Genomic DNA, 18217 nt, shown 5'->3' on the forward strand with positions numbered 1-18217 from the left:
CGGTTATTTCTGAGCAGTGAGCTCATTTAACAGATTTTGTATGGCTACGTTATAACCCACCATTTCGTCTTTATACTTTTCTGTATTTTCAGCAATGGCTTTATAAGCCAGGTCGTAGCTTTTAATTCTCAGCTCACAGTATTTCTTAAGCAGGACATTCCGCTGATGAAATACTTCCGGAAGGTTTAATTTATCCAGTTCATTAATGATCGCCAGACTTTTATGCCAGTTGACGATGCCATCTTCTTTGAGCCCTTTCAGCAGCTGCTCTTTTGGCGCATCTTTTGGCAATTTATAGACTTCCAGCGCTTTAGTCTCCAGTGCGGTAAAGCGGGCAATTTTCTGATCGTAAACACCGTAATCATTTGGCATCTTTTTATAAACCACAAATGAAGTACTCAAAACAAAAAAGACCAGCAAAGCAATGGTTCCAAATTTCAAATTCAGCTGGCCTTCCTTTTTAAGACTGGGAACAAAGGCATACCCAATAATGATCCCTCCCAGAAGTCCGCCAATATGGGCTGCATTATCTATTCCGCCACGAACACCGGTTAGAAGGTTAAAAATCACAAAAACAGCAATACTGGTCAACAGAGCTTTCCTGGTATCTTTCTCGATCAGATTTGTCGTCAGCATGGCCAGAAATACGCCGTACATTCCAAAAATTGCACCGGAAGCACCTGCACTGATCGTCAGGTCATTCCACCATAAACTGGCAACACTGGCGGTAATACCGGCTAACAGATAGGCAGATATAAATCTGATTTTACCCAAATGAGGCTCCAGAAGGACACCTATATACACCAGCGCATACATGTTCATCAGCAAATGCAGGACTCCTATATGTAAAAAGCAATTCGTTAGCAATCTCCAGGGCTGACCTTCTAAAGTTAAAGGACGGAAATTAGCCCCCCAGCTGAGTAAACTCTCTGCTGAAGGCTCAAAGACATTGACTCCTGAAATGGCCATCAGGATAAAAATCAGCATGTTCAGGTACATGAAGACCGGCGTCACTATATAGCCTTTCACAGGTCTGAAAATATACAGGAACTCTTTCAAATTTTCTGCAGCTGTAGGCGGGGGAATTCTCAAAATGTCGTCTTCAGGAGGAACGAAACTAACTTTCAAGGCTTCGTATTTGGTGGAAAGCTCTTCTTCAGAAAGAGGCTCCAACTCCTGATAAGCAGCTAAAAACTGTCGTACATTTTTCTTGTTTCTACCCCAATCCATCACTTCATTTCCAACAGAAGTACTTTCGATACCTACCTCTTCTTCTTCTATCAGCACTTTCAACTCCGCATTCCAGGAAAAGGCACCTTTATCTGTATAGGCGACAACTCCAGATTCACTAAGCTGGACAATCCTCCAACCTAATTTATCAATCGTTTCAATGGCATGAACCAGAAATGAATGTCTAGTCTCTCCTTTTAAGGGAATTTCTTCTTTATATCTTGGGGTAAATCCTATTGCCATTGTTCTTTTCTTCCTGAATACTTCCTAAATATTTATCCGGCCAAAGATTGATCTTTTATTTAGGAAAAGCAATGCCCCATCAGAAGATAAGTTTTATGTAATTCAATGACACTGCCATAGGGTTGTCAGTGGCGTGTATTTATTTTACACCAGATACTCAAATAAACAACTGGATATGCAACTTAAAATAAATGAAAACGATGAGCTGATCATTAGCCACTCTCCTTCTTCTTCCGCAAGTGATTTTGATTTTTACTTCAGAAAGTGGAACATTAGAAACAGGAAACTAAAAATCAGACTGGCCGATTGCCAGGAATGGATGGAATTTGATTCAACAGAAGAGGCTGGTCCCTTATTGAAAGGTTTTGGAAATATAAACCGGTTCATCGCTGAACTGGAGAGCGGCCCTTTTGAAGGTATCGCCGTTCGGTTGTTTAATCCGCAAACCAGGTTATGGAGTATTTACTGGGCCGATAGTACTGTGGTTGCTTTTGACCCTCCGCAGATCGGTTCCTTTGATGGCAATATCGGAAAGTTTTATGCATGGGATACCTTTAATGGTCAGAAAGTTCTGGTTTTATTTCAATGGGACAAGACTGATCCCAACCGTCCGGTATGGAGCCAGGCTTTTTCTGTTGACCGTGGGAAAACCTGGGAATGGAACTGGTACATGTATGCGAGTCCGGCGGAATAAAAGACTCCGTCGTAAAACTTTTTCTTATTTCAATTTGTTAAACCGTGATGTATTTCCAAAAGAAAACAATTGAATTCAGTCTAACAGTATCATTATCACAATGGGTAAGAAAACAATCATTATCAACGGGGAGAATTTTTCAGAATTAGAAACATTTTATACAGAAACAGATAAAGTCCTGAGCAAAAACCTGGACTGGCAAACCGGACATAACCTTGATGCATTCAGTGACCTGCTGGAAGGCGGTTTTGGAGTCCACGAATATAAAGAACCAATAAAACTCATCTGGAAAGATTTTTCAAAGAGTCAGCTGGACCTGGGTAAAAAGCTATCCGGTAAACTGGTCAGGATCATCCGGGAACACGATCATATTGAATTTTCTACCATAGAATAAGAGATCAGTGAAAAACAAAGGGCTTTTCTGTTATATAGAAAAGCCCTTTGTTTCATTCATTCCGATAATTATTTCAGGTTGATATCTACCAGAATGGGAAAATGATCAGAAACGAATTTACCGTGATAGGTATCCGTTAATATTCCCCATCTTTTTGCAGTGATTCCTTTACTTACAAACACGTGATCAATAATTTCATATCCTCCTACGTCCCTGCCCCAGGAATTAAAAGAAGAATTGTTGACATAAGGATATTTCACCTGTGTGTAGGTATCTCTTAGCAGGCCGGAATTAGCCAGGGTCAGATACCATTGACTTTTTTGTCCGCCATTCAGGTCCCCGGTAAAAATAGCCGGACTGCTTCCGGCAATTTCTTTGATTTTCTTCAGCATCAGTTTTCCACTCTCTACCCTGGCAATTTTTCCCTGATGGTCAAAATGCGCATTAAAAAAATAAAACTTCTTTCCGCTTTTCAGCTCTTCAAGATGCACCCAGCTGCAAATCCTGTTGCAGCAGGTGGCATCCCAGCCTAAGCCTGGTTTATCCGGGGTTTCCGACAACCAGAAGTCACCTTTATTTAATAGCTTAAATTTGTCCCTGCGGTAGAAAATAGCAGAATGTTCACCAGCATCCTTGCCGTCATCCCGGCCAAGACCATAGTGTGTAAATTCAGGCAGTAAACTGTCCAGATCGGCAATCTGGTTTTTCAACCCCTCCTGGGTACCAAAAACATCGTATTGATGAAAACGGACCAGGTTGGCTGCTATCGGTCCTCTGTTTGTCCATCTGTTGCCTTCATCCCCGGCATTGTCATAACGCAGGTTAAAGGAGCCAACAGTTAGTTTCTGAGCAGAAGCAATCATGCTGATTCCGCTCAGCAATCCGGTAAATATAAAGTGTCTTAGTTTCATAAAGTATAATCTCTTAAAATGTTAACAGGATCCGTTAAAACCCGATCCAGTCCGGGTGTTGTTTAAGGTTGGTATTAAATACCACATCTGCTTCCGGAATCGGATAAACATAATGTCTTTGTTCAAAAATACGTGGGGCGGTAGTCAGCCAGGTCAACTCTCCATAAGTATCATTTGATAATCGCTGAGGGTTATCCTGTCCGTTAATCTTTGCCGCAACATTGACATAAGTTACCCCTGGTACTTTTGTCTCCGGCATGACCTGATAAAAGCAGACATCCATTACTCCATCTTCATTCAGGTCCATTGGTACATTCAATGCCGGAACATAAAACCCATTCCAGACTTTGGTCATTAATACACCTCTTTTCCACCTCACAATATCGTCAAAACGAAGACCTTCCAACGACAACTCAATACCGCGTTCCCTGCGGATTTCCAAAAGTACCGCATCAGAAATATCAGGAAAATAATTGGCCTTCAGGTAAGGATCGGCAGAGATTGGTTTAGCTGTTGTTCCTCCGGTAATTCCTGCCCTCTGGCGTAATGCTCCTATTGTTGTTGCCCAGTCGGCATCGCTAAACCCGCCTAATTCGGCTTTTGCTTCTGCATAGTTTAATAATATTTCGGCATACCGCATTAAAGAAATAGAGTTGATATTCTTTTCCCCCCCATCATAACCGGTTTCATCAAGTACCCATTTAATAGGCTGATAACCGGTATAAGTATAGGAGAATATCGGAGGAGCTGCCTCAGGTGTCCCACCGTTTAAGCGCTTGTAACTTCCCATTCTGATGGTTTGCTGTAAACGCTTATCCCTTCCTTTTACCTCATCCTTAAACGGAAGCGTCTGATAACCGGCCCGGTCGGTAAAAGGTGTACCATCAATATTTAAATAGGTATTGATAAACATTCTTGTGAAGCTGATCCTGGAGCCATAAGTGGCACTTGTCCACCACCAGTTGGCATCGTTATAAACCGCAAGATTAGCATCTGTTACCGAGGCAAGCATCACCTCAGTAGCCACCGGAGCCGTACTGATGAAGAGGTTCCTATAAGCCATATCTGTTCCTCCGGCAGTATTCAGTGAGAAACCACCTTTAGTCATCACCTGCTGTGCAGCATCTACGGCTTCTTTTAACCAGCGCTCAGCACTTCCTGTTAATGCGGCTTCGGTGTGGTATTTACGGTATGTCCCTTCATACAGGCAGATCCTGGACTTAAAGCCGAGCGCCACATATTTAGTAATTAATGAACGTGAATTATCTGTTGTTTTCGCAATGTGCTCACAGGCATAATTCAAATCTGCCAATACAGAATCCATGACCAGGCTACGGGAATCTCTTCCTTTATAAAGGTCCGGATCGTCTACTTTAAAAGTTTTGTTGATCCAGGGTACATCCCCGAAACGCCTTACTTTATCATAATAAAAATAAGCCCTGAAGAATCTTGCCAACGCCGTGTATTGTATCCTCACAGCAGCAGGTACTTTAGGGTCATGGTTGTTCTCCAGAAAATAGTTAATGTTTCTCAGGTTATCCCATTTCCATCCATCACTTTGTCTTGAACCAAAAGCACCTGGTATCAGGAAGTTAGGCGCCTGACTGCGCGCGCCATAATCAGACATGGCATCTCCTTTATGGGCATCCGACGCCCTGGGCAAAAGCTTATAAAATGAATTGGCGTACAGTTCCAGGCCTTTTTCATTTCCAAAAACTGCAGCATTGGTTGCGGTATCCTGTGGCAGCTGATCTAATTTTTTACATCCGGAAAATAGAATTCCGATGGTAAAAAGCCACAATATGATTTTTTTCATATCTGTATTTTTTAAAATATTACTCATTTTCCTGTCCGGTTAGAATGTTGCAGATAAACCTAAACTGAAACTTTTCAGGATCGGGTAATTGTTTCCATTACCCGAACTCTTATCAGGATCTGTTTCTAATACCCGGTCTGACTTGCCGATATTCTCGACATCCAGATCTCTGGTGATTTTATATAAAGGAGACCAGGACCAAAGGTTTTCTCCGGTAAAGAAAACTTTCAGGTTGCTCAGTCCTATTCTTTTTATAAAGGCAGGTGGTACATTGTAACCAATCTGCAGATTTTTCATTCTGATATAGGCTGCATTCTGAAGGTATTTCGTTTGCACCTGCGTCAGCGTTGCCGATCCATTCTGGGCGATATAGCCCCTGTATCTCGGGAAATAAGCATCCGGATTCTCGGGAGTCCAGATATTGCCAAGCTGAGATTTCGGAACTTTATTATACGGACGGTTGTATTGTCCCCAGAAAGTTCCGTTTTCAGAACCCGGATACCAATCCATCTTACCTACACCCTGGAAAAAAGTGCTGAAGAAAAAGCCACTCCAGTCCGCGCCAAGAGAAATCCCATAGGTATAGCGGGGTGTGGAATTTCCGATAATCTTCCGGTCTCCGGGATCATTTACCGTATTGCTTCCGTTATTGATCACTCCATCTCCGTTCAGGTCAGCAAACCTGATGTCGCCGGGAAGTATTTTCCCGGTATTGGATGATTTATACAATACCTGATTGGGTGAACTGGCGATATTTTCTGCGGTATAATAACCATCAGTTACAAATCCCCAGATCTCGCCTACCGTTTGCCCGGCATAATAGCTGTTGTTATCGCCAAACCTTTTCTCCACGTTATTGAATTTGAGAATCTTGGCGGTATAATCAGACAGGGTTAAACGCAGGGAATAATTAAACGGTTTAGCATCGAGGTCAAATTTATCATTCCAGGAAACGCTGGCTTCCCATCCTTTGGTCTTTAAATCCGCATAGTTTCCCTTAGGAACGCCGATCCCAAATACAGCCGGAAGGGTCATACCTAAAGTGAACATATCCGTGGTTTTACGGATATAAGCATCTCCGCTAAAATTTAAACGGTTATTCAGAAAAGCAATGTCCAGTCCGAGGTTTTGGGTGGTAGAAGTTTCCCAGGTCAGACCATCTGGTATCACTCCCGGCTGGTTCGTCTGTTGAGGACGTACGCCATTTAATACCCGGTCCGACTGAGAGATCATGAATTTCTCCATAAAAGCATAGGAACCGATATTACCATTGCCCAAAGAACCATAAGAAGCCCTGATTTTTACATCGGTGATGGCATTCGGATTTACTTTCCAGAAAGGCTCCTTACTCAGTCTCCATCCGGCAGAAACCGATGGAAAAAAGGCATAGCGCTGATTTGCCGGAAACTTTGATGAACCATCATAACGTCCGTTAAACTCAACGAGATAACGGTCTTTAAAAGCATAATTTAAACGGTAAAAACCACCTACAATAGCCCATTGATCATATCCTCCGTCGGTCGTGATGGACTGTCCCAGCGCAAGGCTGATGTCTTTGGCATCTTCGAAAATCAGACCATTCCTTACCGTTTCCAGGCGTTTATAGGTGGATTGCTCATAATTGTATCCGGCCAGAACTTTTACGTAATGGTCCTTTCCAAAATCAGGTTCATATTCTCCATAGACGTTGGTAGCCAGGTATTGTGTAGTCCGGTATAGGTTCTGCAGGTCATTGTAGTTCGTCCCTACATACTCAATCACTCCGGGTTTTCTGCTATAAGGAACGGGAACGCGCTTTCTGCTTTCATTATTATTGGTATTCTGAATGGTAAAATCTCCTTTTACCCGGAACTTATTGTCGAAGAAATTACTGCTGAAGCCAGTCGTATTCCGGAACACCTTTTTGTCCATATCAATGCCGTTCTTGCCATAATAGAAATCTCCTACGGTATAAGCTGCGGAATAGGTTAGGGTCCCATCCGGATTAAACATAGGAGCAACGTTATGCCCTTCATCGGCAATATTTCTCCAGATTCCACCACCCTCACCCACATTCACCGGATTGTGGTACTTTACAGCAGAGTAATCTGCATTGTTGTAAACCTTTAACCAGGGATACAATTCAACCGAGCCCTTAGCCCTTACATTATACGACTGATAATCGTCGGAATTATACCGGAATAAACCCGATTGTGTAAAGGAACGCCCTGAAACGTAAAAATCTGTTTTTCCACTTCCACCGGACAGGGAAATATTCTGATCTGTGGCGTTGTTGTGATCCTTATACAACTGACCATACCAATCCGTACTGTCGTAGTATACATACTCCCCATTACTGTTGATTTCGTATTTCGGTAAACTCGGGTCCATAGACCTGCGTTTCAATTCTTCCAGATATGCCGGAGAAAATTTTACCGTTTTATTGATGTTCTGGGGTGTTTGTGAATAGTCATTCCAGGCAGACCAGGCATCGTTAAACATACTGGCAAAAGTGTAACCATCGGTTACATAATCAGGCACAGTAGTCGGTTTCTTGATCGATTGCGAAATGGTATAACTAATGGAAGTCCTTTCTTTCGCCGGACTTTTAGTCGTGATTAAAACCACCCCAAATGAACCTCTCGCCCCATAAATAGCGGCAGAAGCAGCATCCTTAAGAACAGTAACATTGGCAATATCATTTGGGTTGATCCTGGAAGGATCTCCTTCTACCCCATCAATGAGGACCAGGGCATTCCCACCCTGTCCGATAGAGGTTGTTCCCCTGATGTTATAAGCCGGGGATTGAATCGGTTTTCCATCTCCAATGTTCAGGTTCAAATTCGGGATCATGCCTTGTAAACCTTGGGCAAGATTCGGAACTGCCCGGTTTTCCAGCATCTTTGAGGTGACCTGGTCCACAGCCCCGGTTAGGTTTTCCCTTTTCTGAGTACCATAACCTACCACAAGAACCTCATTCAATGTTCCGGGCTGAGCTGTCATGGAAACATTCAGCGTAGTGGTCTCTCCGGCTTTTACATTTACCTTGGTTTGGGTAACAGTACCATAAGAAATATAACTTATGGTCAGGGTATAAACCCCGGGCGCAGCGCTGACCGTATAACTCCCGTTGACATTGCTTTGTACCACCGCATTTAACTCCATAATCTTAATGGTTGCGCCGGGCAGGGGCCCGCCGCTTTCATCGACCACCTTACCACTGATTTTACCGGGTTCCTGATTACGAAGAAGTGTGATCATTCCCGGCACCTCCTCTCTAAAGGTAATATCGGTTTCCCGTAAAATGGAACTCAGGATAGCTCCCACTTTCTTCTGATCAAAATCCATTTCTTCAATTTTGATCTTCCTAAGGTTAAGGTAAGCCGGATCATAGGCAAAGTCGACTCCGCTCTTTATCCGCAATTGTTCAATTACCTGAAGCAGGTTCTCTCTTTTAAAAGAAATGTCAATTCTTTTATCCAGGGCTTGTCCGTTGGTACTTTCTGCAAATAGTACCTGCGAGCAGCCAATAATAGAGCAATAAATGAGAAGGGTATAACGCATAATTTTCTGCAATAGCAGTAAATGTTTTTTCATATATTTGATACATTATTGATAAATAAGATTTTTTTAAGATCCAACAGACCGAGGGTCTCAAACTACTTGCTGTTGAATTTATCGCTCCGGATCTGCTTCAGATCCGGTTTTTTATGGGTTAGTAAATCACTATTTCATTCTTTATCCTCCTATATTTATTCTGATGAACGGAACAGATTATTTTCAATGTTTCTGTTAAGGAACGGCTTGACCTGATCTGTAAATTATAGACATAACCGGCGGTCTGTTTATTCCCGCTGCGTATTTTTACACCATAATTAATCCGTATGATCTTTGCCAGTTCATCAAATGAAGCATGATTCAGGTTAATGACATTCTGGAACCAGGTCTGGTGCTCCCGGGTTGCAAAATCACCGACTTTCCATTGTTTATTTTCTGAATTGTAACGAAGCCGCTTCCCGGGAATCAGGTCGTCCAGCCGGTCTTCACCATGGCTCACCCTGACCTTTCCTTCACTTACACTAACTTCGGTAAGGGCTGCAATCTGCCTGTTTAGGCTGAACTTCGTTCCCAGCACCAGCGTCCTCACCTGTCCGCTATATACAGTGAAGGGGTGTTGAGGGTCTTTTGTGACTTCAAAAAATGCAAGTCCCTGATCCAGATAAACGGTTCTTTCTGCTGATTTTGCAAATGATAAAGGAATCCTCAACCGTGTTCCGGGATTCATATGTATAATAGTAGAATCTTCCAGAATGACTTTCTTGTACGCTCCTGCACCGGTTTCCACAAGTTTAAAATCCTGTGCTAAACCAGGTTTGGCCGATTTCTTAAGAAAAGGTTTCCCAAGGAAAAAAGCAGAAAGGGCAATCGCCAATACAGCTGCATATCTGTAAAATTGCCGGAGTGATATTTTTTTGATCAGCGGAGGGTTTCTATGAGCCTGGATCGCGCTCTTCATCTCCTGTCTGACCTGCTCTTCTTCAACAGCGCTGGAAAATGGTTCTGCTTCATCTTCCTTATCATAGGAATGATACCAGGCTTCTATGAGTTTTTGTTCTTCCTCATTTGCTGCTCCGTCAATATAACGTGCTAATAATTTTTTAAACTGATCTGGTTCCAACCTGGCTCTACTTTTATAACAAGTACCGGCAAAACCAGAAAACTACTTTTAGAAATCATTAAACTTATGTTAACTAATCATACGCTCCGGAAATTTATCTCCTAACTTTTTCCGCAACCTTCGCATAGCTTCAGAAACGTGATTGGAAACGGTTTGCTCGGCAAGGTTTAATTTTTCAGCAATTTCTGAGGTAGATAAATGGGCATTTCTCATAAGATAGGCATGCCGCATCTTTTCAGGAAGTTCCCTTATTTCAGTTTCTATCAGTTTTTCAAGGTCATAATAATCAGACAGCTCATGAATAGAAACGCTAGCCCGCTCCAGTTTTTGCAGGGTATATTCCATCACCCGTTCTTCCATTTTTTCGGCTCTGAAATAATTCAACACTTTCAATTTTACCGCTCCGAATAAAAACTGATCCAGAGAAGTATGGATCTCTAAAGCATCTTTTCGCTCCCAGATGCTGATAAAAACATTCTGCACAATATCCTTGGCAGCGTCTTCATCTTTTACCCGGCTAAGGACATGGATATAGAGTCTTTTCCAGTATTGTTCGTACAAAAGGTCATAAGCAACCTCATTGCCCAATTTTAACTGCCGGACAAGTTCCTCATTATTTCCACTACCTTGAAGCATATCCCAAAAGTAGAAAACCAATATAAACAAGATGTTAAGTTATGCCTATCAATGCTCGTGTACACCAGGCTGGCGCAAAATATAACCGGTCTTTGCTTTCTCCCGGGCGACCATTTCTTTGACTTCCTGAAGCAGTTTTTTCGCATCATACACAATCCCGTCTTTAATGGTATACTTCACCCCGCCAACCCTGACAGCTTCATTTTTAGCATTCAGTTTAATGGCTCCGGTTCCGTACAGGACCTGCAGGTTTTTCAGAGGATTTTCCTCTACGATCACAAAGTCAGCAAGCTTGCCAACCTCTACACTTCCGAGATCTTTCTCCAGTCCAAGGGCCTGGGCCCCGTTCATCGTTGCAGCTTTTATAATTTCCAAAGGATGAAAACCGGCTTCTCTCAGTAACTCCATTTCTCTGACATAAGCAAAGCCAAACAACTCGTATATAAATCCGGCATCAGTACCCACGGTTACCCTTCCCCCTTTGTTTTTATATTCATTGATAAAGGCCATCCACAACCGGTAATTATTTTTCCAGTTGTTCTCCTGCTCCGTTCCCCAGGAATGCCAGTAGGAACCATGGGAGTTCCAGCTTGGGCTATAAAACTCCCATAATTTAGGCATGGTATAGTCTGCATGCCATTCCACTGTTCTTGCCCGCATGAGGTCGCGGTTGGCCTCATAAATATTGAAAGTCGGATCTAAGGTAAAATCCAGGCTCACCAGTTCCTGAATCACCTGTTTCCATCGATCTGAAAAAGGGGCAGCAGCCTGTTTCCATAGCGTTCCGGCCTCGCCGAAACGATCCTGCTCATTCTGATAATTGTAGTCCGGAGAGTAATCCTGCACGGTACGGTCTGTAAACATGGACTCGGGTAAACCATACCAATGCTCCAGGGAGGTCATTCCCGCCCTTGCACTGTTCAGGGCATTCCAACGCCCAACATCGGTTTGTGCATGATGCGCCATAGACCTTAACCCTAATTTTTTGTTCTCATCAAGGGCCGCAGACATCACCTCCGGAGAGGCCCCGAAGAACTTAATTCCATCCGCTCCTTTTTTTGCATTTTCACGGGTCCAGGCCCTGGCTTCGGCAGCAGTGGAGATGCTGGTCTTGCTTCCTTGTCCAAATACAGTATAGGCCAGTATTCTGGGTGCAGTAATCTCATTTTTTGCGCTTTTCTGCTTCTCTTCCAGCACCCAGTCCAGCCCATTCATAGAACCTGGTTCCCGGATGGTCGTTACCCCATGGGCCATCCACAATTTAAAAACGTAATCTGCATCAGACCCTTTTTCGGCACCACCAATATGGGCATGCATGTCAATAAAGCCAGGCATCAGGTACATCCCCTCTGCCTGTAACTCCTTACCTCCGGCTTTCAGTTTAGGTCTTCTGGCTGGATCTATCGGCAGTCCGGGAGACCCGACACCGCGTACGGATACAATCCTGTTCCCCTCCACCACAATATCTACCGGCCCCATTGCAGGAGCTCCTGTACTATTGATCAGGGTTACCCCACGAATGATCAGCTGAGACCATGGCCCATCTCCCTCTTTTCTCGGAGCTGCCTTTTGTGGCTGTCCGAAAACATGAAGCTGAAGGAGGATAAAAAACGATAATGACATCCATTTAACACCTGTTTTCATTTGCGCTAAGATTAAGATTTACGATCGTGTCCTGAAAGGTAAAATACCGGAATGCCGATCAGCACCAGGACCAGTCCCCAACCACAAGTACTGGTCTTGTAATATAAAAGCCCTCCGCTTAACACGGCGGCACAGATCATATATAATGCCGGAATCAAAGGATAACCAAAAGCTTTATACGGGCGATCAGCATCCGGGTATTTACGTCTTAATATGAAAATCCCTCCAATGGTAAGGATGTAAAAAATCAGCACTACAAAAATCACATAATCCAGAAGGTCGCCATACCTGCCCGTCAGGCATAAAGCCGATGCCCAGATACATTGCGCCCATAAACCCCAGCCTGGAACCTCAAATTTATTGAGCTTTCCGGCCTGCTTAAAGAACAGTCCGTCCTGTGCCATTGTATAATATACCCTGGCACCCGACAGGATCAGTCCGTTGTTACAGCCAAAAGTAGAAATCATGATCATCACCGCAATCACCAGTGTTCCGGCAGTCCCGAAAATATACTGAGAAGCAGCCACAGCTACCCGGTCTGCTGGTGCAGCTGCAATTTCCTGCATAGACAATACCGCCGTATACATAATATTGGTGGATACATAGATTACCGTTACAATCAGCGTCCCCAGAAAAAGGCTTAAGCCAATGTTCTTGCGTGGATTTTTAATCTCTCCGGCGATGAAGGTAACATTGTTCCAGGCATCGCTGGAAAATAACGAGCCAACCATTGCCGAAACCACCGCAGCAAATAAGGTGGCCCCACCAATGTTCACCGCTGTCTGTGTTTCCGGATTCCAGTTAAATGGAGTGAATACCTCAGCCCAGTTGGCATTCCAGACTTCAGACCGGAATGCAAACAGTAGCCCCGTAATGATCAGTCCGAAAAGAGATAAGATCTTGATGACGGTCAGCAGGGTTTGAATAATTTTACCATTCTTTACTCCCCTGCTGTTGATCCAGGTCAAGAGGATAATCGTGACAATGGCGACCAGCTGAGCGGCATTGATTTTAAAACTCCCTATCGCATACAGGATGTGCTGGTCTCCCAGGGGCTCGTAAATATAGGCGGCAAACTTAGCAAAGGCAACGCCTACGGCGGCAATGGTGCCGGTTTGGATCACCATAAAAAAAGACCAGCCATATAAAAAGGCAACCAGTTTGTTGTAAGATTCCCGCAGGTAAATATATTGTCCTCCTGCTTTTGGATACATTGCAGAAAGCTCTCCATAGCTTAAAGCCGCCATAAGTGTGATGACCCCGGTCAGGATCCAGATGATGATGAGCCATCCCGCGCTTCCTACATTTCTGGTAATATCGGCACTAACGATGAAGATTCCGGACCCGATCATAGAACCGACCACCAGCATGGTGGCGTCCAGCAGACCGAGTTCCCGCTTCATTTCATGATTTTCAGTTTGGTTTTCCATTTTTTGACGGAGCTCATTAGGTGGTGAATGGTTATTTTTTTGATTTCATTTTTAATTCAGAGAGGCTCGCTCTTAAAGCATCGGCCTTTGCCTGCTGACCCGCAACAGTATAATTACTGATCAATTCGGAATAGGCATTAAACAAATAAGGATTGGCAACAACAGCCTGTTCATAACTGCTGGCAGCCTCTTGTTTCTGTCCGCTGGCATCCATCAGTTTCCCCCTGGTATACAGGTAATCTGCCCGGTAAAAAGGATCTCCTTTTTCTGTGATCGCCTTAAACTCAGTTTCAGCCTCCTGCTGATGTCCGGTAGCAACCAGCAACAACACATACCTTAACTTATCAGCATCCCTTACCGGAGTTTTGCCTTTTAAAAAGGGTTGAAGATACTCCTCAGTACCTTCCTTATTTCCCTGAGCAGCATAAAATGCCGCAATCCGCAGGTTATAGTCAGATCTTGCATTGCCGGAAGCCGCAAGAATCCGCTGGGCTTCTTTCAGTGTACTGATCGCTTCATCGTATTGTTTGTTTACAGCCAGCGCATCGGCATACAGGTTTCTGTATTCAAAATTCTGTGGTTTTTGTTCCACCAGTCTCCTGAGCACAACCACCGGTTCCTGCTCACCCAATCCGGATTGAAGGGTTGCAGCATAGGCCAATGCATCGTCGCGCCGGTCTCTGAGGTAGGTGGATACGGTTGCCCCGCTCTTTCCATATTCCATGGCTGCTGCTATCGCTTCGGGAATCATTCCGTTTCGTTTATACATTTCCCGCAGCTGCATATTGACCCTTGCCAATTCCTGATAATCATCTTCCAGCTGGAAAGATTTTTTTAGATAAAAGGCCTGTTGCTCAACCGCCTCCTTCTGCGCAATTTCACCAGCCGCAAACCTGGACGCCACCAGTCCGGCGTAAGCGGAGTAAACCGGAGCATACTTCGCATCCACATTTTCCGCTTTTTTGAGCCAGTCGCCAGCCCCATTAAAGTCCTTTTGCTCTATTTTCAACTGTGCATAGTTCAGGTAAGCAGGGAGGTATTTCTGATCATATACCAATGCGGTGTCCAGATAGGCTGCTGCCAGTGCAGCGCTTTTTTGTTTGGCTTTATTGCTCAGGTTCAGGTATACCTGAGACCAGTTACTGGCCATAGCGTCTTTATCTCCCGCAAGGTAGGCACGCTCCTTTTTAACCAGCCCATCCAGAAAACGGTACATTTCGGGATCTTTGGTTTTGAGATCTGAAGTGGTATTCATGGATTTAAAATCCAGGGGATGCACTTTTACGGGCTCAAAATAGGCCGGATAAGTCTGGGCAAGATATTCACTCTCATTGTTCTGCGAGTAATAATCCAGGGTACGTTTCTCTTTCATCGCCTGATAATACAGGGACCTGATCTTCCGGTTTTCGGCATCGGTCAGCACACGCCCATGAAAGAGGTGAACATATTCATGGAGGATCACATTTCGTTCCAGGAAAGCACCGCGTTCCACATATTCTATAGCCGCGGCACCGCTTCCTACTCCACGGATGTCCATCCATTGCCGGTTGTCAAAAGTCGTCATATAACGGAAAGACGGAGAGTTCATCGTGATCGCCAGGTCATTGTGCAATGGCGGAATCCGAAAGGCATTGTCTTGTTTAGACAGAAAAGGAAAATACACCACTGCCGTAAACAACTGGTTCCAGGCCATGGCTTTCACCGTCTCTCCGGGGTAATAACTCACATCCGGGAATACTTTCTGGAAATTAACCATATCCGTAATCTTAGTGGTATTCAATTGATTTGAAATCGAATCGTATACAGCCAGATAAGGGATGCGCTTGGATTTGATCACGGCAGATAATCCATTATGAGCAGGCCCGTAATGTTTTTTCCTGGAGAGGATTGCCCGGAAAATGCGCTCTGCAGAATCGAGTCTTGCTTTGCGGTCCATATCAAAAGCGATATAATAGATCGACGCCCTGTGCATTCCCGGAAGCACCGAAGCAGGGTATTGTTTTTCTACAAATCTGGTAGTCTGGATTGCATCCTGCACTTTATTCTGACGGACCTGGTCATCGGCTTTTTCCAATGCTTTCCGAACCATATCATCGTCCTTTTCTGCATAGTCTGCGTAAGTGAGGTTGGTATGTCCATTTCCCCAATGCCAATGTGTCTGAAAATGCAAAGGATTGATGGCCAAAGCAAGCTCCCATTGAGCAGCCATCGCGTTCAATTGTCTGGCATCTACCCTTCTCCAGATGGCATAACCATAGCTAAACCGGGCATCTGCATTATAGGGATCGATCTCCAGGGATTTCTTCAATGGGGCCTCGGCAAGGTCCGGTTGCTGATCCCAGAAATACACATCGGCTTCCAGCAGATAAGCGCCTGCACTTTTGGGATGTTCCTGAATCATCTTTTTCGCAATCCTCAGGGCTTCTTTATAATTCTTTTGCAGCAGCCTTGCCCGGCCCAGCATCAGCCATAATTTCTCAGAAGACCGGACTTTTAAGGCCTGCTCACATAGCTCAGCAGCCTCTGGCAATCTCCAGGCCTGGATTTCAAGAAATGCTTTCAAAACGATGGCCGTTTCATTTTTTGGCTCTGCCTTCCTCACCTCATTCACCAGTACTTCCGCTTTTTTCAGTTCGTTGCTGAGGATCAGATAATCTGCCGACAGCAGTTTGTAGTCGGCAGAAGCAGGTTTATGGGCTGCAATGGCTGCAGTTGCCTCTTTCCACATTCCCAGCTGCAACATCCTCCGAATCCCTTCCACCTGCTTACCCGAAGCAGAAAATTCTTTCAGGGTCCGGGCTTTTAATGCCGATAAATCCTTTAAAGCCCGCCCGGCACTATCCGGACTAAGGGTTTGTGCAGAAAGGCCGGTTACATTCAGGCAGATCAGACAGGACAGGTAAAAATTGATTCTTTTCATAGCAACACTAATTTAGGGGGGCGGCATTAATTTCTTTCATGACTTCATCATATACCCGGTCTGCATCTTTCTTCACCTGCAACAATGATGGTTTATGAACGTATAACATGTGCCCGGCTTCATAATAGGTAAAATTTACGTTTTTCTTTTGTTCCGGCCTCAATCCCATCGTATTAAAAGTATACTCAGCGGCAAAATAAGGGGTAGCAAGGTCATAATAACCGCAGAGTACCCAAACCTTAAGATAAGGGTTTACAGCCATGGCTTTCCTTAATGACTCGGCCACATTTAAGTAGCGGTTCTGTACATTATTATAGTTCCATGGCTGAACCCTCCCCCCGAGAATTTCATAAGGCAGGTCATTCTTAAACTTCAGCTCTGCCCTCACATAATGATTAATTGCCGCACTGTATGGACCGGATATGGTGCCATCGTTACTGGGATCAAACTCCGGAGCAACACCCACATCGTTATAATCACGCCCGGTAAAACGACTGTCCAGACGCCCTACAGTAAGTCCTTCTGTTCTTCTCAGCTCCTTATCAAATTTATGAATGTCTATCCTCAGGTTGGTCTGACGGATGTATTCCTGTGAAAGTCCGGTATAACGGCTCAGCTTGTTCACGATACTGGTATACTCCTCAGCGCTCAGCTCACTGCCTTTCATCAATGCGGTATGGTATTCACCCAGGGCAAATGCTTCCGCTTCTTTCAGGGTACTTTTCAGGTCCCGCTGCAAGTCCGCAGCTAATTTCTTATGGTACCAGGCCGTTGCAGTATAGGTAGGCAGAAACAAAGGAAAAGGCAGGTCATTACCAATGTCAAAACGGGCGGTCTGCATATTGAGAATAGAACTGATCAATACCACTCCGTTCAGGTAAAATTTATATTTACTCTGCAGGTATTCCGACAGACCGGCGGCACGTGTGGTTCCATAGCTTTCTCCAGCCAGGAATTTCGGCGACTGCCACCTGTCGTACCTGGTCGCGTAAAGGCGGATGGCCTCTCCCATGCTTTGAATATCTTCCTCATAACCATGAAATTGCTTGTCGTTTTCTCCGGTCACGGCCCTGCTGTACCCGGTAGTTACCGGATCCAGGAAAACCATATCGGTCTTATCCAGCCAGGAGTATTCATTGTCAACATACCGGTAAGGCGGAGGCAATACATCGCCTTTATCAGACATCAATACCCTTTTCGGACCAATGATCCCCATATGTAACCATACCGAAGAAGATCCCGGCCCACCATTAAAGGTATAGGTCATCGGCCTGCTCTTACGGTCAGTAACGCCGTCTTTGGTATAAGCCACAAAGAAAATATTGGCTTTGGGTTTCCCATCTTCAGTAGCCAGCTGAAGATAGCCGGTTGTAGCGGTATAATTGACCAGCTGCCCCTTTATGGTGATGCTGTGTTTGGTCGCCACCGGAGCGGGTATATGAGGAGAATTGGAAATGATGTATCCGTTTGGATCAAGAGGTAAGGCGACAACAGGCGCAGTTTTACTTTCCGCAGAAACCGCCGTTACCGGCGCTACCTCAACGGCTCCTCTACCGCCTCTTGACTGCGCATTGCTGCACAGTGCGGCCCCGGCCAGCAGTCCGGATAAAATAGTGCATCGAATAGGTGATCTCATCTTCAT

At 44.6% G+C, this 18217-nt stretch carries 12 protein-coding genes; 2 read left to right on the forward strand and 10 right to left on the reverse strand.

Annotation, left to right across the window (positions count from 1 at the left end):
- Positions 1 to 3: 3 nt before the first annotated feature.
- The gene (locus tag BFS30_RS27230) at positions 4 to 1473 is read right to left on the reverse strand and encodes a rhomboid family intramembrane serine protease (protein WP_069382184.1); all 1470 of its coding nucleotides are present in this window, start codon (positions 1471 to 1473) and stop codon (positions 4 to 6) included.
- A 175-nt stretch (positions 1474 to 1648) separates the two neighbouring features.
- On the opposite strand from BFS30_RS27230, the gene BFS30_RS27235 reads away from it, so the two are divergent.
- The gene (locus BFS30_RS27235) at positions 1649 to 2167 is read left to right on the forward strand and encodes a hypothetical protein (RefSeq protein ID WP_208603016.1); all 519 of its coding nucleotides are present in this window, start codon (positions 1649 to 1651) and stop codon (positions 2165 to 2167) included.
- 100 nt (positions 2168 to 2267) lie between these two features.
- Positions 2268 to 2561: a barstar family protein gene (locus BFS30_RS27240; RefSeq protein WP_083252266.1), complete on the forward strand. Its 294-nt coding sequence runs from the start codon at positions 2268 to 2270 to the stop codon at positions 2559 to 2561.
- Positions 2562 to 2629: 68 nt separating this feature from the next.
- Here BFS30_RS27240 and BFS30_RS27245 read toward each other — a convergent pair whose 3' ends face one another.
- The 9 genes from BFS30_RS27245 to BFS30_RS27285 all read right to left on the reverse strand — a co-directional run bounded on the left by BFS30_RS27245 (position 2630) and on the right by BFS30_RS27285 (position 18211).
- Positions 2630 to 3472 carry an endonuclease/exonuclease/phosphatase family protein gene (locus BFS30_RS27245; protein WP_069382186.1) on the reverse strand — a complete coding sequence of 281 codons (843 nt, stop codon included), beginning with the start codon at positions 3470 to 3472 and terminating at the stop codon, positions 2630 to 2632.
- A 34-nt stretch (positions 3473 to 3506) separates the two neighbouring features.
- The gene (locus BFS30_RS27250) at positions 3507 to 5288 is read right to left on the reverse strand and encodes a RagB/SusD family nutrient uptake outer membrane protein (RefSeq protein ID WP_069382707.1); all 1782 of its coding nucleotides are present in this window, start codon (positions 5286 to 5288) and stop codon (positions 3507 to 3509) included.
- A gap of 39 nt (positions 5289 to 5327) precedes the next feature.
- Positions 5328 to 8864 (reverse strand): SusC/RagA family TonB-linked outer membrane protein, encoded by a 3537-nt coding sequence (locus tag BFS30_RS27255; protein WP_069382187.1) that lies wholly within the window; start codon positions 8862 to 8864, stop codon positions 5328 to 5330.
- A gap of 118 nt (positions 8865 to 8982) precedes the next feature.
- Positions 8983 to 9945, reverse strand: a complete 963-nt coding sequence (locus BFS30_RS27260) for a FecR family protein (RefSeq protein ID WP_069382188.1) — start codon at positions 9943 to 9945, stop codon at positions 8983 to 8985.
- A gap of 69 nt (positions 9946 to 10014) precedes the next feature.
- Complete coding sequence (locus BFS30_RS27265) at positions 10015 to 10581, reverse strand: RNA polymerase sigma-70 factor (protein ID WP_069382189.1); 567 nt, start codon at positions 10579 to 10581, stop codon at positions 10015 to 10017.
- Between the two features lie 48 nt (positions 10582 to 10629).
- The gene (locus tag BFS30_RS27270) at positions 10630 to 12225 is read right to left on the reverse strand and encodes an amidohydrolase family protein (RefSeq protein ID WP_069382190.1); all 1596 of its coding nucleotides are present in this window, start codon (positions 12223 to 12225) and stop codon (positions 10630 to 10632) included.
- An 11-nt stretch (positions 12226 to 12236) separates the two neighbouring features.
- The gene (locus BFS30_RS27275; RefSeq protein WP_069382191.1) at positions 12237 to 13655 is read right to left on the reverse strand and encodes an APC family permease; all 1419 of its coding nucleotides are present in this window, start codon (positions 13653 to 13655) and stop codon (positions 12237 to 12239) included.
- A gap of 31 nt (positions 13656 to 13686) precedes the next feature.
- The gene (locus tag BFS30_RS27280; protein WP_069382192.1) at positions 13687 to 16575 is read right to left on the reverse strand and encodes a tetratricopeptide repeat protein; all 2889 of its coding nucleotides are present in this window, start codon (positions 16573 to 16575) and stop codon (positions 13687 to 13689) included.
- Between the two features lie 7 nt (positions 16576 to 16582).
- Positions 16583 to 18211 (reverse strand): S10 family peptidase, encoded by a 1629-nt coding sequence (locus BFS30_RS27285; protein ID WP_083252352.1) that lies wholly within the window; start codon positions 18209 to 18211, stop codon positions 16583 to 16585.
- Positions 18212 to 18217: the final 6 nt, after the last annotated feature.

Source organism: Pedobacter steynii, from assembly GCF_001721645.1.
Classification (GTDB): Bacteria; Bacteroidota; Bacteroidia; order Sphingobacteriales; family Sphingobacteriaceae; genus Pedobacter; species Pedobacter steynii_A.